20 protein-coding genes, 2 tRNA genes and 1 other RNA gene are annotated in these 22,205 nt (G+C 70.3%); 13 read left to right on the top strand and 10 right to left on the bottom strand.

Translation table 11 applies throughout. The features are described 5' to 3' along the window. Positions 1-15 precede the first annotated feature (15 nt). The 4 genes from IE307_RS28130 to IE307_RS28145 are packed head-to-tail and all read right to left on the bottom strand — an operon-like array spanning position 16 to position 5,486. On the bottom strand, positions 16-1,734 hold the full coding sequence (locus IE307_RS28130; RefSeq protein WP_191302380.1) for a phage tail protein: 1,719 nt from the start codon (positions 1,732-1,734) through the stop codon (positions 16-18). A 19-nt stretch (positions 1,735-1,753) separates the two neighbouring features. Continuing rightward, on the bottom strand, positions 1,754-3,298 hold the full coding sequence (locus IE307_RS28135) for a fibronectin type III domain-containing protein (protein ID WP_191302381.1): 1,545 nt from the start codon (positions 3,296-3,298) through the stop codon (positions 1,754-1,756). Between the two features lie 9 nt (positions 3,299-3,307). Continuing rightward, positions 3,308-4,255 carry a prephenate dehydrogenase gene (locus IE307_RS28140; protein WP_444543464.1) on the bottom strand — a complete coding sequence of 316 codons (948 nt, stop codon included), beginning with the start codon at positions 4,253-4,255 and terminating at the stop codon, positions 3,308-3,310. A 25-nt stretch (positions 4,256-4,280) separates the two neighbouring features. Continuing rightward, a complete protein-coding gene (locus IE307_RS28145; RefSeq protein ID WP_191302383.1) occupies positions 4,281-5,486 on the bottom strand; it encodes a M20 metallopeptidase family protein in 1,206 nt (401 codons plus the stop codon). 60 nt (positions 5,487-5,546) lie between these two features. Here IE307_RS28145 and IE307_RS28150 point away from each other — a divergent pair, with 60 nt between their 5' ends. The 4 genes from IE307_RS28150 to IE307_RS28165 all read left to right on the top strand — a co-directional run bounded on the left by IE307_RS28150 (position 5,547) and on the right by IE307_RS28165 (position 7,119). Further along, positions 5,547-6,035 (top strand): tRNA adenosine deaminase-associated protein, encoded by a 489-nt coding sequence (locus tag IE307_RS28150; protein ID WP_191302384.1) that lies wholly within the window; start codon positions 5,547-5,549, stop codon positions 6,033-6,035. A 14-nt stretch (positions 6,036-6,049) separates the two neighbouring features. After that, positions 6,050-6,481 (top strand): nucleoside deaminase, encoded by a 432-nt coding sequence (locus IE307_RS28155; protein ID WP_229905159.1) that lies wholly within the window; start codon positions 6,050-6,052, stop codon positions 6,479-6,481. A 32-nt stretch (positions 6,482-6,513) separates the two neighbouring features. Then, positions 6,514-6,598 (top strand) — tRNA-Ser (locus IE307_RS28160). A 65-nt stretch (positions 6,599-6,663) separates the two neighbouring features. Beyond that, positions 6,664-7,119, top strand: a complete 456-nt coding sequence (locus IE307_RS28165; protein WP_191302386.1) for a hypothetical protein — start codon at positions 6,664-6,666, stop codon at positions 7,117-7,119. 4 nt (positions 7,120-7,123) lie between these two features. Here IE307_RS28165 and IE307_RS28170 read toward each other — a convergent pair whose 3' ends face one another. Genes IE307_RS28170 through IE307_RS28180 form a run of 3 tightly spaced genes read right to left on the bottom strand, consistent with a single transcriptional unit; the run spans position 7,124 to position 8,666 of the window. After that, complete coding sequence (locus tag IE307_RS28170; protein ID WP_191302387.1) at positions 7,124-7,627, bottom strand: maleylpyruvate isomerase mycothiol-dependent enzyme family protein; 504 nt, start codon at positions 7,625-7,627, stop codon at positions 7,124-7,126. Next, positions 7,564-7,893 (bottom strand): maleylpyruvate isomerase N-terminal domain-containing protein, encoded by a 330-nt coding sequence (locus IE307_RS28175; protein WP_191302388.1) that lies wholly within the window; start codon positions 7,891-7,893, stop codon positions 7,564-7,566. Before IE307_RS28175 ends, IE307_RS28170 begins: the two co-directional genes overlap by 64 nt. Before the next feature lie 2 nt (positions 7,894-7,895). Further along, complete coding sequence (locus IE307_RS28180) at positions 7,896-8,666, bottom strand: maleylpyruvate isomerase family mycothiol-dependent enzyme (RefSeq protein ID WP_191302389.1); 771 nt, start codon at positions 8,664-8,666, stop codon at positions 7,896-7,898. 200 nt (positions 8,667-8,866) lie between these two features. Here IE307_RS28180 and IE307_RS28185 point away from each other — a divergent pair, with 200 nt between their 5' ends. Next, positions 8,867-11,305, top strand: coding sequence for a DUF8508 domain-containing protein (locus IE307_RS28185; protein ID WP_308436407.1), 2,439 nt, complete (start codon positions 8,867-8,869; stop codon positions 11,303-11,305). Positions 11,306-11,332: 27 nt separating this feature from the next. Here the strand turns inward: IE307_RS28185 and IE307_RS28190 are convergent, their stop codons facing one another. Next, positions 11,333-11,980 carry a GOLPH3/VPS74 family protein gene (locus IE307_RS28190; RefSeq protein ID WP_191302390.1) on the bottom strand — a complete coding sequence of 216 codons (648 nt, stop codon included), beginning with the start codon at positions 11,978-11,980 and terminating at the stop codon, positions 11,333-11,335. Positions 11,981-12,040: 60 nt separating this feature from the next. After that, positions 12,041-12,125: transfer RNA gene (locus IE307_RS28195), tRNA-Ser, on the bottom strand. 130 nt (positions 12,126-12,255) lie between these two features. Here IE307_RS28195 and IE307_RS28200 point away from each other — a divergent pair. The 8 genes from IE307_RS28200 to IE307_RS28235 all read left to right on the top strand — a co-directional run bounded on the left by IE307_RS28200 (position 12,256) and on the right by IE307_RS28235 (position 18,884). Continuing rightward, positions 12,256-12,588 (top strand): YciI family protein, encoded by a 333-nt coding sequence (locus IE307_RS28200; RefSeq protein ID WP_191302391.1) that lies wholly within the window; start codon positions 12,256-12,258, stop codon positions 12,586-12,588. A gap of 7 nt (positions 12,589-12,595) precedes the next feature. Next, entirely contained in the window at positions 12,596-13,774 is a 1,179-nt protein-coding gene (locus IE307_RS28205) for an RNA polymerase sigma factor (RefSeq protein WP_229905131.1), read from the top strand. Then, on the top strand, positions 13,771-14,343 hold the full coding sequence (locus tag IE307_RS28210; RefSeq protein ID WP_191302392.1) for a maleylpyruvate isomerase family mycothiol-dependent enzyme: 573 nt from the start codon (positions 13,771-13,773) through the stop codon (positions 14,341-14,343). The genes IE307_RS28205 and IE307_RS28210 overlap by 4 nt, the downstream gene beginning before the upstream one ends. A gap of 74 nt (positions 14,344-14,417) precedes the next feature. Beyond that, positions 14,418-14,514: signal recognition particle sRNA small type (gene ffs / locus IE307_RS28215), an RNA gene on the top strand. A 30-nt stretch (positions 14,515-14,544) separates the two neighbouring features. Next, complete coding sequence (locus IE307_RS28220) at positions 14,545-16,650, top strand: DNA polymerase III subunit gamma and tau (RefSeq protein WP_191302393.1); 2,106 nt, start codon at positions 14,545-14,547, stop codon at positions 16,648-16,650. 779 nt (positions 16,651-17,429) lie between these two features. Then, entirely contained in the window at positions 17,430-17,732 is a 303-nt protein-coding gene (locus tag IE307_RS28225; protein WP_177229572.1) for a YbaB/EbfC family nucleoid-associated protein, read from the top strand. Positions 17,733-17,757: 25 nt separating this feature from the next. Beyond that, entirely contained in the window at positions 17,758-18,366 is a 609-nt protein-coding gene (gene recR, locus IE307_RS28230) for a recombination mediator RecR (RefSeq protein WP_191302394.1), read from the top strand. 41 nt (positions 18,367-18,407) lie between these two features. After that, a complete protein-coding gene (locus IE307_RS28235) occupies positions 18,408-18,884 on the top strand; it encodes a uridine kinase family protein (RefSeq protein ID WP_308436408.1) in 477 nt (158 codons plus the stop codon). Here IE307_RS28235 and IE307_RS28240 read toward each other — a convergent pair. Next, positions 18,860-22,141, bottom strand: a complete 3,282-nt coding sequence (locus IE307_RS28240) for an AfsR/SARP family transcriptional regulator (RefSeq protein WP_191302395.1) — start codon at positions 22,139-22,141, stop codon at positions 18,860-18,862. The genes IE307_RS28235 and IE307_RS28240 overlap by 25 nt on opposite strands. Positions 22,142-22,205: the final 64 nt, after the last annotated feature.

Below are 22,205 nucleotides of genomic sequence, written 5' to 3' on the forward strand. Positions count from 1 at the left end.
CCCATCTTGGGGCAATCACGGCTTGAGCAAAAAGGGAACGTAACCCGTTTCGGGGTGCACGTCCGACTCGGTGCTGAAGGCCTTCACCTCGATGGCGTGCGCTCCGGCGCTCATCGCCCCCGTGTTGAGTGAAATCCGCCACCGGCCCGCCGCGGCCGGTCCGTCGGCGGTCGTCGGCACGGTCGCGACGTGGTTGCCGTCGAGCCTGATCTCGAACCCGGCGAGGCCCGCGACGGCCGCGTCGAGGGCGTTGATCCGGACCTCCAGGACCACGCGGCCGCGGTTGAACGCGGCGCCGTTCTCGATGGGCTGGCCGCTCGCGTCGAGGATCTCGGGGATCGGGTCTGCCAGCGTCGGCTCGGCGTCCACCAGCGGCGTGCCGGCCACGCGTTGCGCGATGGGCTTCGAGCCGGTCAGCTCGACGTCGGTGTGGGTGACCTGGATGCGTTCCTGCGTGACCAGCTGGACGTTCACGTTGTCGGTGAAGGCCTCCTTCGGCAGGTCGGCGACGGCCGGGTACTCCGCGCCTGGCTTCCAGGGCGTGCCCTCGACCGCCGGGCGCAGGGGCACCTCGATGCCGTTGACCTTCACGGCGGTGACGGGTGGGCTCTCGCGTGACGGGATCAGGGCGATGCGCAGCTGACCTGCGGTGACGTCCGCGATGGGCTGGGCGCCGGTGCTCGCCGGGCCGTCCACGCGCACCTGCGGCGTCGGGCCCGCGAGCGGGGCGTCGGCCTTGGCGGTCCGGTAGCCGATCAGGTCGATCCCGGCGCGGACCCGGTCGCCCGCGAGCGCCGCGACGCCGACCAGCGCCGTCGCCTCCCGCCACTGCGGCACGAACGGCGAGGTGGCGACGACCTCCCCGTTGCGCTCGACCTGTACGCCTTGAGGAGTCAGCACGACCTCCCAGCGCACGGTCACGCCCGGCACCGCGGCCGGGACGGGCTTGACCGCCGTGCCGTCCGGGACGAGCTCGACGATCGAGTTGCCGGAGTTGTCCGTGGAGACCGTGGCGCGGACGGTGTTCGGCGGCACCGGCTCGCCCTGCACGCTGACCGGGCCGGGGACGAGGTCGAGCAGCAGCTTGCCGCCGGTGCTCGGGGCGTCCGTCTCGACCACGAGCCGGCTCTCACCGTCGCCGCGGACGAACGGCGTGCGCGACCGCAGCGTCACCGCGCGGGTGCCGCAGCTGCTGCTGATCACGAGCCGGTCGTGGTCCTCCCCGTCGCCGCTGGTGGCGCGGGCGCAGTCGGTGCGCTTGGAGAGCCTCCAACGCTGGAGGTCGGGTTCGTCGGCGCCGTCGAAGCGGTCGGCGAAGGTGTAGGGGGCGTTGTCGGCGTTCGGGGTCGCCTTGGCCCTGGCCGGTTCCGAGCGCTGGCCGAACGCATCGACCGCGCGGATCTCGACCTGCTGCTCGCGGCCGTTCTCCAGGCCGTTGAGCTGCGTGCCGGGGCGGGTGACGAGCTTCGAGCTCTCACCCCACCGCACCTCGAACGCGGGCGCGTCGCCGGTCCAGCTGAGCTGGACCTTGTGGTTGCCACCGGACGCGACCACCTTGGACGGCGTGGCCGGACGCCCCTGCGGGCCCGGTACCAGCACCTGTTCGCCCGAGTACGCCTTGAGCTTCGTCGGCGGCGGGGGAGCGGTGGGCAGGTCGCTCCCGCCGGTGTCGCGCAGCACGATCACGCCCGCCACCAGCGCGAGTCCCGCGACGACGAGGACGACCCGCTTCATAGCGGTCACGCTAAGGCGTTCACCCCAGCTGGAAAACGGTTTCTGCGATAACGGGTTCGCCACCGTTCGCCGGAAGGACGCTGAGCTTGAGCCGAGCGTGCGATGCCGGGGCCAGCGCGCGGGTGTCGAGCCAGAACTCGTGCCTACCGGGGACCGAGGTGCCCTGTTCGTTCGTGGGCAGCGCGACGATCCGCTTGCCGTCGAGTTCGAGCTCGATGCCCTTGTGCCCGATCGCGTTGACCTCGGCCGTGACGAGCACACGGCCCTTGGCGGGCAACGGCTGTGGCGGCTTGGTGCCGTCCTCGTGCATGACGTGCAGTCTCGGCCCGCCGGTCTTGATGCCGCCGGGGCGGTCCGCGAGCCGGGGGAGCGCGCCGGGGCGGCTCTCGGGCTTGCGGATGACCACGAGCTGCGCCTCCTGGGCCGCGACCCTCACCGAGCTCAGCGGCACGTCGGTGATCGTCACCTGACCGGCCTCCGGCTTCACGAGCTTCACGGCGACGACGTCCTGCGGCAGCGCGACGTCCTGGTCGAGCGGGATGACCTCGGTGGGCACGACCCGTTCCGCCACGCCCCCGACGCCGAACGCGTCCAGGAACCCGCCGCCGTCGATGCGGATCCGCGGGTGCACGACCTGTTCCCTGATCGCGACGGGCTCGTAGGCGACCACGACGCCGTCCCGCAACGCCACCACGGCGTCCGGCAGCACCCGCATCTCCCACCGGTGCCGCACACCCGCGACGAGCCCGGTCATCGGCGCGTCGCCGAGGGTGACCTGCTTGCCGGTGCGGGGGAGCTCAGGGTCGGCGACGATCCGCGTGCCCTGCGTCGTGATGTCGAGGCTGACCGCGCCCCTGGGCTGCGCGTCGGTCTCCTTCAGGTACTGCCACGGGTCTGTGAGCAGCGTCAGCCGCACGTGGCTCGACTCGACCGCGCCCGCGACGCTGATGATCGCCCGGCCGGTGGCGCCGTCGTTCGCCGGCATCCCGAAGCGGATGGGAGTGTTCGACTGGAAGGCCGCCATCGGGCAGTCGACGTCGATGCGCTTGCTCTGCCCGAACGGGCGCAGCCCGAGGCACTCCGGTTCCGCCTCGACCCGCCACTTGCGCGGGTCGAGCGACTCGGGGCCGTCGAACCTGTCGGGCTGGCCGACGAGCTGGTCGTCCCACTTGCCGTTGTAGAGGTCCTTGGGCTTCGCGGCGATCTTGAGCGGATCGCTGCGCTTGCCGGTCGCGCTGACCGCCCGGACCTCGACCTGCGTCTCCTCGTCGGGGTTGAGCCCCGGCAGTTCGACCTCGGGCGTCGGCACGAGCTGCTCGTTGCCGTTCCAGCGCACCTCGTAGGCCGACGCCGAGCCGTTCCACGAGATCTGCAGCGCGTCGACGTCCAGCGCCTGGGCCCTGGGGTTCGCGGGCCTCATCGGCTCCTGCGACGCCACGACCTCGACGCCGTCGGCGATCTCCTTCTTCAGCGTGTCCGGCGCGTCCCCGGCGCGGAGCGCCACGACAGCGGCGACGACGAGCGCGAGACCACCGAGTCCGCCGGCGAGCGTCCGTCGATCCACCCGGCGACCTTACGACGTTTCCGCTGAAGCAGTACTGCCGTTCAGCCCAACCACGCGCCCGCCACGGGACCCGAGGTTGCGCAACGCGGCGAGCGCGCCGGGCTTGGTGAGGTCGATCGTGATCGGCGTCCTGACGGGCTGGCTGACCAGCGCGTTCCTGCCTTCGTGCCCGGCCTCGATGGTCTTCGCGAGACCCCCGGTGGACGCCAGCGACCCCCGCGCCGCACCCAGCCTGCCCAGCGCGTCGTCGACGGCCATGAGCAGCGCGTCCCGGTTCCCCTCGCACATCGCCCGCACGAGCTCGGGCCTGCTGCCCGCGACCCTCGTGCCGTCCCCGAAACTGCCGGCCGCGAGCGCCATGGCCAGAGGACCGCCGTCGGCCCCGACCGCGGCCAGCACCGACGCCATGATGTGCGGCAGGTGGCTGATCCGCGCGACCGCCTCGTCGTGCTCCTCCGGCGTCGTCGGCACCACGTGGGCCTTCAGGTCGAGCGCGAGCCGGATGACGTCGTTGAGGTGGTCGTCGGCCTCCTCGGGCGTGACGACCCAGGCGGCGTTCTCGAAGAGGCTCGCGCTCCCCGCGTCCCACCCGCTCCTGCTCGTCCCGGCCATGGGGTGCCCGCCGACGAACCTCGCCTTGGGCGCGTACCGGTGCACGGCGTCGTGCACCGGACCTTTGACGCTCGTGACGTCCGTGAGCCGGGTGCCCTCGGGGACCTTGCGCAGCAGGTCAGGCAGTGCGGGCAGCGGCACGGCGAGGACGACGAGCGCCTCGGGGTTCCGCCCGAGGGCCTCGTCCACCGTCGTGATGTCGAAGCCCTCGGCGCGTGCCTTGTCCGCGTCCTCTTTGCTCGCCGTCGCACCCCACACCGTGCGCCCGGCAGCCTTGGCGGCCCGCAGCACGGAGCCGCCGATCAGTCCCAGTCCGATCACGCACACGTCTCGCACGGCGCCCATCATTCCGTGTGACGCGTACCTGGAACTAGCGGAGGGCGTCCAGCGCGAACGCCGCGTACATCGCCACCCCGTGCTCCATCGCGGCCTCGTCGAACAGCACCCGGTTCGAGTGGTTCGGCGCGGCCTCCTCCAGGTCGATCCCACGCGGGCACGCCCCGAGGAACGCCAACGCGCCCGGCACCCGCTGCAGCACGTAGGAGAAGTCCTCCGCCCCCATCAGCGGGTCCTGCATGGGCTCGCTCCAGGACGCGCCCATCGCCTGCGCGGCCAGGTCCACCACGTGCTGCCCGACGACGTCGTCGTTCACCGTCACCGGGTATCCGGGCACGATGCTGACCTCGGCGTGGCACCCGTAGGCGGCGGCCGTGTGCTTGACGGCCTGCTTGAGCTCCTTGTGGACCAGGGCGCGGGTCTCCTCGGACAACGTCCTGATCGTCCCGTCGAGCGTCGCCACCTCGGGGATGATGTTCGTCGTCGTGCCGGCGTTGATCTGCGCGACCGTCACCACCGCGGGCTGGTGGACGCTGACCCGGCGGCCGAGCATCGTCTGGATCGCCCCGACCATCGCGGCCGCGGCGGGCACCGGGTCCAGGGCGTTGTGCGGCATCGCGCCGTGGCCGCCGCGACCCTTCACGTGCACGTGGAACGTGTCCGCGGAGGCCATCATCGGCCCTGGCCGGCACGTCACCACGCCCGACTTCATGGTCGACGTGATGTGCAGCGCGAACGCCTTCTCCACGCCGTCGTCGAGCAGACCCTCCTCGATCATGTACCGGGCGCCGTGGTGGCCCTCCTCGCCCGGCTGGAACATGAAGAGCACGCGCCCCTTGAGGGCGTCGCGCCGGTCCGCGAGCAGGCGGGCGGAGGAGGCCAGCATCGCCACGTGCGTGTCGTGCCCGCAGGCGTGCATGTTGCCGTCCACTTCGGACGCGAACGGCAGGCCCGTCTCCTCCTGGAGCGGCAGGCCGTCCATGTCGCCGCGCAGCAGCACCGTCGGGCCCGGCTGGTCGCCCTCGAGCACCGCCACGACCGAGGTCGTGGACTCGCCCTTCGTGACCTTGACGGGCAGCCCCTCCAGCGCGTGCAGGATCGCAGCCTGCGTCCTGGGGTTCTGAAGTCCCTGCTCAGGGTGTTTGTGAACCTGACGGCGCAGCGACACCGTGCGGGGCTGGAGCGCACGCGCCCCTTCGAGCAGTCCGGCGAGACGCGGGTCCGGCGTAGTTGTGCTCATCTACCGATGGTGCCACCACCTCGGCTACCGGGAAGGTCGTCTGGGCCCTACGGTGTGCACATGACACAGCAGGAGCCGGTCAACGGCTTCGCGGTCGCGGTGGTCCGGGAGGACGGCCGCTGGCGGTGCAACAGGATGGACAGCTCCGCGCTGTCGGAGCTGGACGCGGCGATCACGGAGCTGCGCCAACTGAGGTCGACCGGAGCCGTGTTCGGGCTCCTCGCCGTCGACGACGAGTTCTTCATCATCCTCCGGCCCGTGCCGGGCGGCGTGGCGCTGCTGCTGTCCGACGCGGCCGCCGCCCTCGACTACGACATCGCCGCGGACGTCCTCGACCTCCTGCGCGTCGACCCCCCGGACGAGGAGGACAACGAGCTCTGGCCGGAAGGCGACCTGGGCGTCCTGACCGACCTCGGCATGCCCTCGCACGAGCTCCAGATCATCGTCGACGAGGTCGACCTCTACCCCGACGAGCAGCTCCAGATGATCGCCCAGCGCATCGGCTTCATCGACGAGTTCACGAAGCTGCTCGACACGATCCAAGCGTGATCCCCGCGGAGGACATGGTCCGAGCCGCCCTGCGCGTGGCCGCGACCTCGGGCCCGGACGTCCCGATCGGCGCCGTCGTCTACGCCCCGGACGGCTCCGTCCTCGCCGAAGCCTGCAACGCCCGCGAGAGGCTGGGCGACCCGACCGCCCACGCCGAGATCCTGGCCCTGCGCGAGGCTGCTTCTCGCTTCGGCGACGGCTGGCGCCTCGACGGCTGCACCCTCGCCGTGACCTTGGAGCCCTGCACGATGTGCGCCGGCGCCCTCGTCCTCGCCCGCGTCTCACGTCTGGTGTTCGGTGCGTGGGAGCCGAAAACCGGTGCCGTCGCCTCTTTGTGGGACGTCGTGCGCGACCGCCGGCTCAACCACAGACCGCAGGTGCAGGGCGGCGTGCTGGAGCAGGAGTGTGCTGACCTGCTCGAACGCTTCTTCCGGACCCAGCGTTAAACCGGTCGCGGCGGCTGTGTATTGTTCTTATCGGTGGCGTGTCCGAGCGGCCGAAGGAGCACGCCTCGAAAGCGTGTGAGGTGCAAGCCTCCGTGGGTTCAAATCCCACCGCCACCGCTGCTCAGAGCCCCGGTAACCGATCTTGGTTACCGGGGCTCTGACGTTTGGTATGAATTCGCGCCATGCAGACACAGGTGTGGGTCGCGATCCTGTCCCTGACCGGCGTGCTGCTCGGCGGCGGCCTGTCCTCCCTGGTGCAGAACAGCGTGGCGCGGCGCGTCGAACGCAACGACGTCCGCCGGCAGACCACCGAACGCGCCGAGGCCCGCAGAACTGAGCGGCTGGAGCTGTTGCGGGAGTTCATCAAGGTCGCGCAGCAGGCCGAACGCGCCGCCGAGGGCCGTGACGGCTCGCCTGCCTGGAAGACGTCGGCGTTGGACGTCGTCGACGAGCTGTGGGTGTGCGAACGGATGATCCACGTCCTGTTCGCCTCCTCCCTGCACGAGCTGGCGCGCGCCTACGTGAAGGCGCTCGAGCACGTGCTGTGGGAGGAGCTCGACGGGAAGCCGTTGTGGGACCACCTCCGCGGCCCCAAGGTCGCGTTCCTCAACGCGGCGCGGGACGAGCTGAGCCGGTAGGCCGTCAGAACCTCATCGCGTCGAGGAACTGCTCCATCAGCCCAGCCTTGCCGCTCACCCGCAGCCCCTCGGTCCCGCGCCGCTGGTACAGCGCGAGCACCAGGTCGAACGCCGGGCCGCGCAGCTTCGCCACCGCCTTCTTGCGGTCCTGCAGCACCATCGGCGCGCTTCCCCTGAGGTCGACCGTCCACTCCTGCCCGGTGTCGGTCGCCTCGAAGTAGAAGCGGCCGGACCCGAGGAGTTCCGAAGCGGCGGGCCGGAGGTCGAAGATGATGTGCACGATGGCGGTCATCCACTCGTGCAACGCGTCGTAGGCGACTCTCTCGTCGACCTCGAACGGCAGGCCGAGCGCCTCGAAGGCGTCGTGGCGGTGCATGACCGTCTCGTGGGCCATCCGCCTCGACCAGAAGTCCGGCCCCGGCCAGCCTGGGCGCAGGACCGCGATCATCGCGCGGCGGTCGACGGGCAGCATCGTCTCCGCGAGCAGTGCCGCGCCTCGACCAGCCACGGTGAGAGCTCGGCAGCCGTCTCGCCGGCGTACGAGTCGACGGAGTGCGCCTTGCTGAGCGACCTGTCGATCTCCGGGAACCGCTCGCCGACCATCTGCGCGACCCAGCGGTGCGCGTGGCCGACGTGGCGCAGCAGCTGGTTCAGCGTCCACTTCGGAGTGGCCGGGACCGGGACCGACAGGTCGGCGCCGTCGAGCCCGGCCACCAGCAGCGACGTCTCGGACACGACGACGGCCAGACGTTCCTGGTAGCTCAGCGACCCCATGGTCAAAAACGTACGCGTTCCAGCATCAGCGCGAGCAGGTCCGCGTTCCCGAACACCTCCAGACCCTCCAGCGACCGCCGCCGGTACACGGCCAGCACCAGGTCGACGACGGGCCCGCGCACGGCCACGTCAGCCTTCGCGTGACCCTCCGACACCACTGGCGCGTCGCCGGTGAGATCGATCACGAACTCCGCCTCGACGTCCGTCGCGTGCAGGTGCACGGTGCCGGAACGGACGAGGGGAGCGGTCTGGTCGGGCCACCGCGTGAACGAGTACGGCAGGGCCAGACCGGTCCACTCGCGCAGTGTGTCCTGGGCGATCTCGGGGTCCAGCGCGTACGGCACGCCGAGGGTGTCGCACGCGTCCCACCTGTGGATCACGGTCTCGTGCGTCATCCGCCGTGACCACACACGCGGGCCCGGGAAACCGCCGAGCGGGGCGATCATCTCGTCCGGGTCGACCTCCCGCAGCACCTCGGCGAGCGATGCGGCGCCCTCCCGCAGCCACGGGATCAGGACGGCGGGCGACTCACCCACATATGAGGACAGGAGTTGGGCGCCGTTGCGGGAGTAGTCGATCTCCGGAAGTCTGTCGCGGAGCATCGAGTCGGCCCAGCGGTGGGCGTGGCCGATGTGGCGGAGCAGTTGGTTGAGGGTCCAGTCCGGTGTGGACGGGACCTGAACGCCCAGGTCAGCGTCGGTCAGAGACGACGTGAGCAGCTCGGTCTGGTTGATGATCTCGGCGCAGCGGCGCTCGTAGCTCGGAATCCCCACGCAGCTCAATGTAGGGACGCCGGCCGGTGCCTGGGAGGGGCCCACTGGCCGGCGTTCCGAGAGTGAGCATACACCATGATCGAACACTTGTTCGAGTGATCATTGATGGGCCAACCGGTTAACCGTTAGTAACAACGGCTACCAAAGCTCACTCGATCGGGGAAAGATGCGTCGGTCCGCCGCATCCCCTGGAGGAAGTTTTGAGACCCACCCTGCCCGTCGTCGGGACAGCGGTGGCGGCACTCGTGCTCGCCGCCGTTCCCGCTGTCGCCGCACCGAGCGCCGACGCGCTGATCTCCGAGGTCTACGGAGGCGGCGGCAACTCCGGCGCCACGCTGACGCAGGACTTCGTCGAGCTCGCCAACAAGGGCACGACCCCGGTGAGCCTGGACGGCTACAGCGTCCAGTACATCTCGGCCAGCCCCGGCGCCTCCACGCAGTGGGGCGTCACCCCGCTGACCGGCTCGATCGCGCCCGGCAAGACGTACCTCGTCGCCGAGGCCAAGGGCGCGGGCGGCACCGTCGAGCTGCCGGCTCCGGACGCCACCGGCACCATCGCCATGAGCGGGACCAACGGCACGATCGCGCTGGTCAACGGCACCGCGGCGCTGACGTGCAAGACGGCCGCCGACTGCGCCGCCGACGCGCGGGTCAAGGACCTCGTCGGCTACGGCACGGCGGCGGTCCGCGAGGGCACCGCGACGGCCGCCCTGAGCAACACCACCTCGGTGTCGCGCAAGACCGGCCTCCCGGACACCGACGACAACTCCGCCGACTTCACCGCCGGCGACCCCACCCCGACCAACTCCAAGGGCGAGACGACTCCGGGCGGCGGCGACCCGGATCCCGACCCGGACCCCACCCCCGGCGACAAGCGCATCCACGACATCCAGGGCGTCACGCGCATCTCGCCGCTCAACGGCCAGAAGGTCACCAACGTCCCCGGCGTCGTCACCGGCACGCGCGCCTCGGGTGACCGCGGCTTCTGGATCCAGGACGTCACCGGCCAGGACGCCGACCCGCGCACCAGCGAGGGCGTCTTCGTCTACACCGCGGGCGGCGCGCTGACCGTCGCGGTCGGCGACAGCGTGCTCGTCAGCGGCACGATCGCCGAGTACCGGCCGGGCGGTGAGACGGGGTCCAACCAGACCCTCACCGAGATCACCGCGCCCACCACGATCACCGTGTCCAAGGGCAACCCCGTCCCGGCGCCGATCGTCGTGAAGAACATCCCCGCGGGCTACCTCCCCGCGCCGGGCGGCAGCATCGAGCAGCTCCCGCTCGAGCCGGCGAAGTACGGCCTCGACTACTTCGAGTCCCTCGAGGGCACGCTCGTCCAGGTCGACGACGCCCGCGTCGTGGGCCCGAGCAACACGTTCGGCGAGGTATGGGTGACGGTCAACCCCGACCAGAACCGCAACCAGCGCGGCGGCACCACGTACACGAGCTACGACCAGCCGAACAGCGGCCGCCTGAAGATCAAGACCGCCGGTACGCTGCCCGCCGCCAACGTCGGTGACGTGTTCGCCGGCGCGACCGTCGGTGCCATCGAGTACACGAACTTCGGCGGCTACACGCTGGCGGCGCTGAACCTCGGCGCCCACACGTCGTCCAACCTGCAGCGCGAGATCACGGCGCAGCAGAAGGAGTCCGAGCTTTCGGTCGCGACCTACAACGTCGAGAACCTCGACCCGTCCGACCCGCAGGAGAAGTTCGACCGGCTCGCGGACGGCGTCACGACCAACCTCCGCAGCCCGGACGTCGTTGTGCTGGAAGAGATCCAGGACAACAACGGCGCGACCAACGACGGTGTCGTCGCGGCGGACCAGACGCTGCAGAAGTTCTCGGACGCGATCGTCGCCAAGGGCGGCCCGCGCTACCAGTGGCGTCAGGTCGACCCGGAGAACCTCAAGGACGGCGGCGAACCCGGCGGCAACATCCGCGTCGGTTTCTTCTTCAACCCGCAGCGCGTGTCCTTCGTGGACCGTCCGGGCGGCGACTTCAAGACGCCCGTCCAGGTCGTGAAGAAGAACGGCCGCGCGACGCTTTCCGTGTCACCGGGCCGCATCGACCCGCTCAACGACGCGTGGGCCAGCAGCCGCAAGCCGCTCGCCGGTGAGTTCAAGTTCCGCGGCCGCACGGTCTTCGTCGTCGCGAACCACTTCAACTCCAAGGGCGGCGACGAGGCGATCCACGGCCGCAACCAGCCGCCGAACCGCACGTCCGAGGTGCAGCGCGCCAAGCAGGCCGCGTCGCTGAAGGCGTTCACGGAGCAGATCCGCGCGATCGACAAGGGCGCCAACGTCGTGCTCGCGGGCGACCTGAACGACTACCAGTTCTCGCCCGCGCTCAAGACGCTGACCGGTGACGGCAACCTCAAGGCGCTGATCGAGACGCTGCCCGCCAACGAGCGGTACAGCTACCTCTTCGAGGGCAACTCGCAGACGCTCGACCACCTCGTGATGAGCAAGAACATCACGCGCTTCAGCTACGACGTGGTCCACATCAACGCGGAGTTCGCCGACCAGGCGAGCGACCACGACCCGCAGATCGTCCGCGCCCGCCCGTCCACGGGTGACGCGAACGTCGACAGGCTCGTGTTCGCCCTCGAGGACATCCTCGACTGCCTGAAGAAGTAACCGGCTCGAACTGCTGCCGTCATCGCGTCATCCACCACTGGACGACGCGGCGGCGGCAGCTGTCGTTGCGGCCATGACCCCGGCCTGGATCGCCTCGACGGCCCTGCGCACGGCGTCACCTGCCCAGTTGCCGGCGGAGATGTCCTTGGCGCGCTTGGTCAGTTCCTTCTTGTCGCCGTCGAACACCTTGTGCACGGCCTTCACCGCGTGCAGCAACGTGATCAGCGACCCCGTGCGCGCGTCGGCACCGCGATACCCGGCGGCGACCTCTCCCACGGCCCTCCGCACGTCGATCACCTTGGCCTCATTGGTGATCACGTAGCTCTTGGCGGGGAAGAGCCCGAGCACCTTCCGCGATTCCACGCGCACGATCCCCTGGGCTTCGAGCTGTGCGGCGACGATGTCGCGCACGTTCTTCCGCAGGCGCTCCACGGCCCGTTGCGGCTTCATCGGCTTGTCGAACCTGCCGATCGACTCCTGCAGAACAGGGTCCCTCAACGGCGTCGGGTCGACGATCTGGAGCTTCTTGCCGTTGGGCTCGAACGCGATGCGGCCCGAGTTCGCCAGCTCGATGAGCACGGCGCCGGCCAGCGCGTTCTCCGCCGACGAACCGTCGACGCGCAGCTTGTCGTTCTCCTGGTTGATGAGCAGCACCATCAGGTCCTCGGGCAGCATCATGCAACCGTAACGCGCGAAGGGCGCCGAACGTTGAAGTTCGGCGCCCTTCGGAGCGAGCGGAGGATACGGGATTTGAACCCGTGAGGGGGTGAACCCAACACGATTTCCAGTCGTGCGCACTAGGCCGCTATGCGAATCCTCCGTGGAGAACCTTACCGGACGGGTGTTCCGCGGCCCAAAACGGGGGTCTCCGGAAAAAGTCCGGGCGCCCTGTCGATCTGGCGGCAGCCCGCTCGTCGTGATCCCGTAGGACCGGACCGAGGAGGGCAACCTTGAAGTACATGCTGATGATCTACGCGGCCGCTGACCAGCAGGCGAACTGCACGGTCGAGGACTGGATCGCGTACGAGAAGGAGATGAAGGACGCGGGCGTCCTGGTGTCGGGGCACTCGCTGGCCGACCTCGTCACCGCCACCACCGTCCAGGTCGGACAGGACGGGAGGCGCACCGTCACGGACGGGCCGTTCGCCGAGACCCGCGAGGTGCTGGGCGGCTACGACGTCATCGACGTGCCGGACCTCGACGCGGCGCTGGAGTGGGCCGCGAAGTGTCCCGGCTCGCGTGACGGCGGGGCTGTCGTCGTCAGGCCGATCGCCGAGTTCTGAGTTCGCGGTGAACGTCGAGCAGGTGTTCCGGGAGGAACGCGGCAGGCTGCTCGCCACCCTGGTCAAGCGCTTCGGCGACCTCGACCTGGCCGAGGAGGTCACCTCCGACGCGATCGAGGCGGCGCTGGAGCACTGGCCGGTGGACGGGGTGCCGGACCGGCCCGGCGCGTGGTTGCTCACGACCGCGCGCCGCAAGGCCGTCGACCGCCTGCGGCGCGACCGCGTCCACGCGGCGCGGCTCGCGTTGCTGCAGGTGGAGGTCGACCGGGCGGATCCGCGGGTCGCCGACGGCCTGCCGGACGAGCGGCTGGAGCTGTTCTTCACGTGCGCGCACCCCGCGCTCGCCGAGGAGGACAGGGGAGCGCTGGTGCTGCGCTGCCTGGCCGGCTTCACGACGCCGGAGGTCGCGCGGGCCTACCTGGTGCCGGTCACGACCATGCAGCAACGGATCGTGCGCGCGAAGAAGAAGATCAAGGAAGCGCGCATCCCGTTCCGCGTGCCGGATCCGCACGAGCTCCCGGAACGCCTGCCCGGCGTGCTGCAGGCCGTCTACTCGATCTTCACCGAGGGGTACGCGGCCCGGCGCGACGACCTCGCGGAGGAGGCCATCAGGCTGGCCAGGATCCTCCAGTCGCTGCTGCCCGACCGCGAGGTCACGGGCCTGCTGGCGCTGATGCTGCTGGTCCACGCCCGTCGCGAGGCCCGCGCCGAACTGCTCGAGGACCAGGACCGCACGCTCTGGGACCGCGACCTGGTCACGGAGGGCAGCGCGCTCGCGGAACGGGCGCTGACCGGCGGGTTCGGCCCGTACGGGGTGCAGGCGGCGATCAACGCGCTGCACGACGAGGCGCCGGACTTTGCGAGCACCGACTGGCCGCAGATCGTCGCGCTCTACGACGTGCTGCGGAAGCTCAGCCCGTCGCCGGTGGTCGCGCTGAACAGGGCCGCCGCGGTCGCCATGCGCGACGGGGCGGCGGCCGGGCTCGCGCTGCTCGACGCGCTGGCGGACGAACCCCGGCTGCGCGACTACCACCCGTACCGGGCGGCCCGCGCCGACCTGCTGCACCGCCTGGGCCGCACCGACGAGGCAGCCAGGGCCTGCCGCGAGGCGATCGCGCTCGCGGGCACCGAAGCCGAACAGGACCTCCTGCGCCGCAGGCTGGCCGTCATCGAGGGGCGATCATGATCATGAAGTGGCTGGAGGCGGAACGGCTGGGCGTCGCCGACCTCCTCGAGGACCTGACCGACGACGAGTGGCGGCGCGAGACCCTCTGCGCAGGCTGGACGATGCAGACGATGGCCGCCCACCTGACCACGTCGACGCGCACAGGCTGGCGGGACGTGCTCACCGGCGTCGTGAAGGCGCGGTTCGACTGGGAGCGGATGGAGGACGACCGGGCCCGCGCGCTGGCCGCGAAGTTCACCCGATCCGAGTTGATCGCGCAGATCCGCGAGACGGCCGGCTCGCCGAAGCGCGCGCCCATGGCCGCGCCGATCGACCCGTTGGTCGACTTCCTCGTGCACGGCCAGGACATCGCACGGCCGTTGGGACGCGTCCGGCCGATGCCCCTCGAACCGGCTCAAGCAGCGCTGGAGCACGTGTTGAAGAGCCCGTTCTGGGGAGCGCGCAAGCGTTTTCGCGAGACCGGAATCCCCGACCTGCCCACCCCTGACCTGCTGATGCTCGCCACGGGACGGAAGTTGCCCACAGGTGGGGACAACTCTGTGGGCAACTCGAACACATGTTCGATCTAGGGGTTGTCCACAGCTGTGGACAGTATTGTGAGCAACTCGAACGTGTGTTCGATCAAAGGGGTTCGCTACACTTGCGTCGGACCTCGTGCGGCACACATCTCGCGAACCTCCCCAGGGCCGGAAGGCAGCAAGGATAAGCGGGCTCTGGTGGGTGCACGGGGTCCCCTTTTTGTGTCGGTGGCCCCCGGTACTGTTCCGAGCGTGGCGCTCGCTCTGTATCGCAAGTACCGTCCGGCCACGTTCTCCGAGGTCGTAGGCCAGGAGCACGTGACCGACCCGCTGCGTGTCGCGTTGTCGGCGGGCCGGGTGAACCACGCGTACCTGTTCAGCGGTCCGCGCGGCTGCGGCAAGACGTCGTCGGCCCGCATCCTCGCCCGCTCGCTCAACTGCGCGAAGGGCCCGACGCCCGACCCGTGCGGCGAGTGCAACAGCTGCATCGGCCTGGCCCCCAACGGCACCGGCAGCGTCGACGTGGTCGAGCTCGACGCGGCGTCGCACGGTGGTGTCGAAGACGCCCGCGACCTCCGGGACAAGGCCTTCTACGCCCCGGCCGAGTCCAAGTACCGCGTCTTCATCATCGACGAGGCGCACATGGTCACCACGCAGGGCTTCAACGCCCTGCTGAAGATCGTGGAGGAGCCGCCGGAGCACCTGATCTTCATCTTCGCCACCACCGAGCCGGACAAGGTCCTCCCGACCATCCGCTCGCGCACGCACCACTACCCGTTCCGCCTCATCCCGCCCGGCGTGATGCGCACCCTGCTCGAACGCAACTGCGCCGCCGAAGGCGTGGCGGTCGAACCCTCCGTCTTCCCCCTGGTGATCCGCGCGGGCGGCGGCTCGGCCCGCGACACCCAGTCCGTCATGGACCAGCTCCTCTCCGGCGCGGGCCCGGACGGCGTGAAGTACGAGCGAGCCATCACGCTCCTCGGCGTCACCGACTCGGCCCTGATCAACGACGTGGTCGACGGCCTCTCCGCAGGCGACGGCGCCTCCGTCTACAGCACCATCGACCGCCTGGTGGACGCAGGCCACGACCCCCGCCGCTTCGCGTCGGACCTCCTGGACAGACTCCGCGACCTGGTCCTGCTCTGCGCAGTCCCGGACGCGGCGGACCGCAACCTCGTCAGCGCCCCTGAAGACGAAGTGGCCACCATGGCCGCCCAGGCAGAACGAATCGGCCCGGCCGCCCTCACCCGCTACGCCGAGATCGTCCACCAGGGCCTGGTCGACATGCGCGGAGCCACGTCCCCCCGCCTCCTGCTGGAACTCCTCGTCTCCCGCATGCTCCTCCCGTCCGCCAGCCAGTCGGAAGCAGCACTCCTGCAACGCCTCGAACAACTCGAACGCCGCCCCCCGGCGGCAATCGCAGCCCCAGGCGACGCAACCGCCGCAGCAGGCGGCCCCGTCTTCACCCGCAGGTCCCAGCAGTCAGCAGAACCCGCAGCAGAACCGCCCCGCGCAACTCCGGCCCCCCAACCGGCAGCGGCCGCAGCCGCACCGCAACCCGCTGCAGCCCCCCAGACAGTGGCCGCACCCCAGCCGACGGTCGCCCCAGCTCAGGCGCCGGTCGCAGCGTCGACTCCGGTACCCGCGCAGCCGCAGCCCACGGCCCCAGCCCCAGTGGCCCCAGCCCCAGTGGCCCCAGCCCCGGTGGCCGCCGCACCAACGCCACAACCCACAGCCCCCGCGCCAGCCGAAGGCCCCGGCGCAGGCGCCATGGACGCGACCGCAGTCCGCCGAATCTGGTCCGAGCTCCTGGCGGCAGTCCGAGCGACCAGCCGCAGCACCGAGGCAATGCTGACCAACGCGGTGGTCAGCGAGGTCGACGGCAACATCGTCACGATCACCCACACCTCGGCCCCCCTGGCCCGCCGCCTGGCAGAGCCCCGCAACACCGAGGCCATCGCCACGGCCCTGTCCTCAGTGCTGGGCGGCACCTGGCAGGTCCGCTGCACCCACGGCGCCCCAGGAGCCACCGCACAGCAAGCAGTCCAGGCAAAGGCGAGCCGCCCGGCCCCCACCCGCCCAAGCCAGGCGCAGAACCAACAGTCCCGCCCCCAGCCGGCACCACAACAGTCCGCACCTCAACGCCCACAAGCGGACGACGTCCCACCCCCACCAGAACCCCCAGAGCCCGACGACCCCCTCCCGCCGGAACCGGACGACGAAGAGGCGATGCTGGCCGAGGCCGCCCGCCCGGTCGACCAGGACGCGATGAACGAGGCACAAGCCAAGGACCCGGAGTCCGTCATGCTCCAACTCCTGGCCGACGAACTGGGCGCCCGCCCGCTCAAGAAGGCGTAGCCACCCGCTCCCAAGCAGGAAATGCCGAAGCCAGGCGCACCAACGGGATTCGCCCACGAAGCCACGGACGAACGAGGGCCCGGCTCGCGAGGTCGTGGGCGAGTGAGGGCCCGGCTCGCGAAGCCATGGTCGAACGAGGGCACGGCTCGCGACGTAGTAGGCGAATGAGGGCATGGCTCGCGAAGTTGTGGGCGAACGAGGGCATGGCCCGCGAAGCCAGGGAGAACAAGCGCACGGTAGGGCGGGCAGCAACAGACCACGAAGTGGGCGAGCACCTAACCGAAGTGGGGCGCGCACCCAATCGACCCACGATGCCGCAGGCGAGCTGCCTGATCGGTGCGACGCCGCAGGCGAGCCGTCTTTACCAAGAGGCTTGGGCGGTGGGGTCCCATCACGAGTCGCGCCACAGCACTTGCTGCACCTGAGTAGGGGTGTCAACTCGACACGCTTTTCGTCGAGTTGACACCCCTACTCAGGTGTGGCCCGCTCTTGGTGCGACTCGTGATGGGACCCCACCGCCGACCGCACCCGACTAAGCAACAGGCAGCCGCCCAACGCAACAGGCGTGCCATCAACCTGCCCAAGGCGCCGGCCCCCATCTCAGATTGCCGGGGTCTGGGGCAGAGCCCCAGGGGAAGCACGCAACCGCACGGGCCGCCCGCAACAGGGGAACGCGACCAACAACGCAACAGGGGAACGCAACGGACCAGGAACACCCCCGTACCCTGAAGACCACACCCAACCGAAAGGACCCCGCGGTGCAACCCGGTCAGTTCGACATGCAGGCCCTGCTCCAGCAGGCCCAGAACATGCAGCAGCAGATGGCAGAAGCCCAGCAGCAGCTGGCCGAAACCGAGATCACCGGCAACGCGGGCAACGGCCTCGTCACCGCGACGGTCACCGGCGGCGGCGAGCTGGTCAACCTGGCCATCGACCCCAAGATCGTGGACCCGGAGGACGTCGACACCCTCCAGGACCTGGTGATCGCCGCGATCAAGGACGCGAACACCAAGGCGCAGCAGCTCGTGGAGCAGAAGCTCGGCCCGCTGGCCCAGGGCGGCCTCGGCGGACTGCTGGGCTGAGCGACCAAGGCGATCGGCTAACCACATGTACGAGGGCCCGGTACAGGACCTGATCGACGAGCTGGGCAGGCTCCCGGGCGTCGGCCCGAAGAGCGCCCAGCGCATCGCCTTCCACCTCCTGGCAACGGAATCCGCCGACATCGAGCGGCTCCAGCACGCACTCCAGAAGGTCAAGGAGGGCGTCGTCTTCTGCGACGTCTGCGGCAACGTGTCGGCGGAGACCAGGTGCCGCATCTGCCGCGACCCGAAGCGGGACCTCGCTCTCGTGTGCGTGGTCGAGGAGCCGAAGGACGTCCAGGCGATCGAGCGCACCAGGGAGTTCAAGGGGCGCTACCACGTCCTGGGCGGCGCCTTGGACCCGCTGAGCGGGGTGGGTCCGGACCAGCTGCGGATCCGGCAGTTGCTCAACCGGATCGGCACGGCCACCGACGGTGTGGACATCTCCGAGGTCATCATCGCCACGGATCCGAACACCGAGGGCGAGGCCACGGCGACCTACCTCGTGCGGATGTTGAGGGACTTCCCGGGTCTCACCGTCACGCGGCTCGCCAGCGGGCTGCCGATGGGCGGCGACCTGGAGTTCGCGGACGAGCTCACGCTGGGACGTGCGCTATCTGGTCGCCGGAGCATGTGACGACGGCTCCACCGCGGCTGGGCGGCACCCGCCTGGTCGCGGTGGACGGTCCGTCGGGCGCCGGAAAGACCACGTTCGCCCAAGAACTCGCGGCTCAGCTAGACGCCCAGCTCATCAGCACCGACCACTTCGCCACCTGGGACGACCCGACGACGAGGTGGTGGCCACGGCTCGTCCGTGCACTCGACCAGGTCGAACAGGGCCGCGAGGGCCGGTACCGGAAAACCGACTGGTCCCAAGGCTTCCCGTGCATCGGAGAAGGCGACGAGGTCGTCATAACTCCACAAAGGACGATCGTCCTGGAGGGCTTCTCCTCGGCCAGGAAGTCGAACACCCGCCTCAGCCTCGCGATCTTCGTTGACCACCCGAACCAACAAGAACGCCTGGAACGCGCCACCAAGCGAGACGGCGAACACCAACGAGAGCACTTCATCCGTTGGCAGCACTACGAAAGAGGCTGGTTCGCAGTCGACGAGACCAGGGCCAGAGCTGACTACGTTGTCACGTCAAGCAGTTGAGCCCGGACCACGGAAGCCTCAGGCGTCCCGATCGCGCTGAACACGTCCAGTGCGGAAGACCAGTGCGACCGAGCCGCAGCGGAGTCGCCCAGCGCGAAAGAAGCGTCGCCGGCCAACTGCAGGGCACGCCCGACCACCCACCGGTGACCGGAGTCGGAGCCGACAGAAGCCGCGCGCAACGCGCATTCCAGTGCGCCGGAGGCATCTGACGTGTCGAGGTGGGTGCGGCCGAGCACGAGCAGCACCTCCATCTCGGCCTGGCGGAACTGCGACCGGCCGGCCTCGGCCAGCGCCGACGTGGCCATCTCCAGCGCCTCGGCGAAACGGCCCGCCGCGCGGTAGGAGGACGCCAGGCCGCGCCGCGCCGAGCACAGGCCCCACGAGTAGCCGGTCTCCACCGCGATGGCGAGGGCCGACGAGAACTGCTCCAGCGCCTCGGAGTACCGGCCGGCGCCCTCCAGCGCGCGGCCGAGCAGGTTCTGGGCGTCGCACACGCTCTTGACGTTCTCCAGGTCCTGCGCGATCCGCATGGCGGCGGAGGCCTCCACGGCGGCTTCCTCGAACCGGCCGCGCATGATCAGCGTGATCGCCAGGCCCTCGTGCTGGGTGTGGCCGAAGTTGCGGGCCGCGGCGCGGTCGTAGAGCTCGCTCGCGCTCACGAAGTACGACGCGCCGAGTTCGGGTTGACCGCGCAACGCGTAGACCTCGCCCAGCGCGCGCATCGAGTTCGCCTGGGTGATCCACGAGTCGATGCGCGTGCCGACCTCCAGCGCCTCCTCGAACGTCGTCGCCGCGCGGTCGAGGTGGCCGAGCTGCATGTAGACGCCGCCGAGGTTGAACAACGCGTTGGCCTGCACCTGGAACGCGTCGATCCGGCGCGTGATCACCAGCGCCCGCTCCAGGTGGTCGGCGGCGTGCTCCAGCTCGCCCAGGTCGATGTAGACGCTGCCGGCGTTGGACAGCACGGCGGCCTCGGCCTCGGGCAGGACGATGTGCTCCTGCAGCGCGATGGCCTGCTGGTAGTGGCCGAGCGCGTTGCGGTGCTGCCCGGTCACCCAGTACAGCGTGCCCAGGGAGGACAGCATCGCGAGCTGGCCGAGTTCGTCGCGCGGCGCGCGGGCGCCCAGAAGGCCCGCCCTGGCCGTCTCGCGCCACTCCGCCGTCAAGCCCTGCGTGTAGAAGTAGCCGCGGAGCGCGTCGGCCAGCTGCCACGGCGAGTTCTCCGGGTCGCGTTCGACGGCGTGCGCCACCAGCGCCACCAGGTTCGCGCGTTCGACGTCGAGCCACGTCAGGGCCTCGGTGGAGGTGCTGAACGTCCGCGGCACCACACCGTCGCGCGGCGCCGGGCGCGGGAAGCGGAACAACGTCGACTTCATCGCCGAGGTGGCGTTGTCGACCGAGCGCACCGCCCAGTCCACCAACCGCCGCAGCGCGACCCGCGAGTCCGCGCGCCCCTCCTCGAACGCCAGGCGCTCGGCCGCGTAGTCGCGCAGCAGGTCGTGGAACTGGTAGCGGGACGGCGCGTGGTTCGAGATCAGGTTCGCGGTGGCCAGCCGGTCCAGCCGGCGGCGGGCGTCCTGAGTGGTCAGCCCGGCCAGTGCGGCGGCCATCTCGGGGGTGAAGTCCGTGCCGGGGACCAGCGACAGCACCCGGAACATCTGCGCGAGCTCGGGCTTCAGTGCCGTGTAGGACAGGTCGAACGCCGCGTGCACCGCGACCCGTTCGTCGCCTTCCACGGCCAGTGCGGCGAGCCTGTTGCCCGCGCGGAGCTCCTCCACGTAGTCCGCAATGGACAGCTCAGGACGCGACACCAGGTTCGCGGCTGCGATACGCAAAGCCAATGGCAGGTGGGCGCACAGGGTCGCCAGTTCCAGTGCCGCGTCCTCTTGGGACGCCACCTCGTCCGCGCCCAGGATGCCTGCGAGGAGTGACCGCGTCTCGTGCCAGTCGAGCACGTCGAGCCGCACGTTCGACGCCGCGTGCGAGACGGCCAGGCCGCGCAACGTGTCGCGCGAGGTCACCAGCACCGCGCACCCCGGCGAACCGGGCAGCAGGGGCCGGATCTGCTCGGCCGAGGAAGCGTTGTCCAGCAACAACAGCACGCGCTGACCGGTCAGGGTGGACCGGAACATCGCCTCCTGCTCGTCCTGGTCCAGCGGCACCTGGTCGGACTCCGTGCCCAGCGCCCGCAGGAAGCGGGGGAGCACGTCGACCGCGCTCAGCGGCGGTCCGGGGGCGTATCCGCGCAGGTTGACGTACAGCTGGCCGTCCGGGAAGTCCGCGCGCATCCGGTGCGCCGCGTGCACGGCCAGCGCCGTCTTGCCCACGCCCGGCGGCCCGGCCAGCGTGACGACCGGCACACCCTGGGCGGTCCGCAGCAACGCGATGATCAGCGACACGGCCTCGTCGCGGCCCACGAAGTCCGGGATGTCCGCAGGCAGCTGCGACGGCACGACCCGTTCCGGCTTCGCGGCGACCGCGGACGCGCCGGGCGACATCGGGGCCACCGCGTCGATCGAGCCCGACAGCACCTGGCTGTGCACGCGCCGCAGCTCGTCGCCGGGGTCGATGCCCAGCTCGTCGCCCAGCAACCGCGACACGCGCTGGTAGGCGGCCAGGGCCTCGCTCTGCCGGCCGGAGCGGTACAGCGCCACCATCAGCTGCGCCCAGAACCGTTCGCGCAACGGGTGATCGCTGGTCAGACGGGACAGCTCGGCGACCAGCTCGCCGTGGCGGCCCAGCTCGAGGTCGACCTCGACGCGGCGTTCCAGCACGTGCAGGCGGCGTTCGTCGAGCCGGGGGACCTCGTCGCGGTGCAGGACCTCCGAGGGCACGTCCACCAGGGCCGGGCCACGCCAGAGCCCCAGCGCTGCGGCGAACGCGGCCGAGGCGGCCTGCAGGTTGCCGGCCGCGCGCGCCTGCTCACCCTGTTCGATCAGGGGTTCGAAGCGCATCAGGTCGATGGTCTTCTCGTCGACGTCGATCAGGTAACCGTCGGGCACGGTCTTGATCGGCACGGACGGACCGAGCAACTGGCGGAGCCTCATCACGTACGTTTGCAGAGTTGCGCGCGCACGGGCGGGTGGATCTTCGCCCCAGACGTTCGCGGCGAGTTCGTCCACGGACACCGAGGTGCCCGCACGCAGCAGCAACGACACCAGCAGCGCCCGTTGCCGACCGGCTCTGACCAGCAGCGGTTCGGCGTCGAGGAGAACTTGGAGGGGGCCGAGCACGCGGAACTCGACCATTCTGCTCATGCGACCTCCTCCGCGTGTCGTTGTTGTTTCTACAGCCTAAGAGAGCGTCCGACGCATCTGCCGT

It is taken from the genome of Lentzea cavernae, from assembly GCF_014653695.1.
GTDB lineage: Bacteria > Actinomycetota > Actinomycetes > Mycobacteriales > Pseudonocardiaceae > Lentzea > Lentzea cavernae.

Coding starts and splice junctions, on each gene's coding strand:
- IE307_RS28130 (WP_191302380.1), bottom strand. CDS start 1,734: ATGAAGCGGGTCGTCCTCGTCGTCGCGGGACTCGCGCTGGTGGCGGGC.
- IE307_RS28140 (WP_444543464.1), bottom strand. CDS start 4,255: ATGGGCGCCGTGCGAGACGTGTGCGTGATCGGACTGGGACTGATCGGC.
- IE307_RS28145 (WP_191302383.1), bottom strand. CDS start 5,486: ATGAGCACAACTACGCCGGACCCGCGTCTCGCCGGACTGCTCGAAGGG.
- IE307_RS28150 (WP_191302384.1), top strand. CDS start 5,547: ATGACACAGCAGGAGCCGGTCAACGGCTTCGCGGTCGCGGTGGTCCGG.
- IE307_RS28155 (WP_229905159.1), top strand. CDS start 6,050: ATGGTCCGAGCCGCCCTGCGCGTGGCCGCGACCTCGGGCCCGGACGTC.
- IE307_RS28165 (WP_191302386.1), top strand. CDS start 6,664: ATGCAGACACAGGTGTGGGTCGCGATCCTGTCCCTGACCGGCGTGCTG.
- IE307_RS28175 (WP_191302388.1), bottom strand. CDS start 7,893: ATGGGGTCGCTGAGCTACCAGGAACGTCTGGCCGTCGTCGTGTCCGAG.
- IE307_RS28190 (WP_191302390.1), bottom strand. CDS start 11,980: ATGCTGCCCGAGGACCTGATGGTGCTGCTCATCAACCAGGAGAACGAC.
- IE307_RS28210 (WP_191302392.1), top strand. CDS start 13,771: ATGATCATGAAGTGGCTGGAGGCGGAACGGCTGGGCGTCGCCGACCTC.
- IE307_RS28225 (WP_177229572.1), top strand. CDS start 17,430: ATGCAGGCCCTGCTCCAGCAGGCCCAGAACATGCAGCAGCAGATGGCA.
- recR (WP_191302394.1), top strand. CDS start 17,758: ATGTACGAGGGCCCGGTACAGGACCTGATCGACGAGCTGGGCAGGCTC.
- IE307_RS28240 (WP_191302395.1), bottom strand. CDS start 22,141: ATGAGCAGAATGGTCGAGTTCCGCGTGCTCGGCCCCCTCCAAGTTCTC.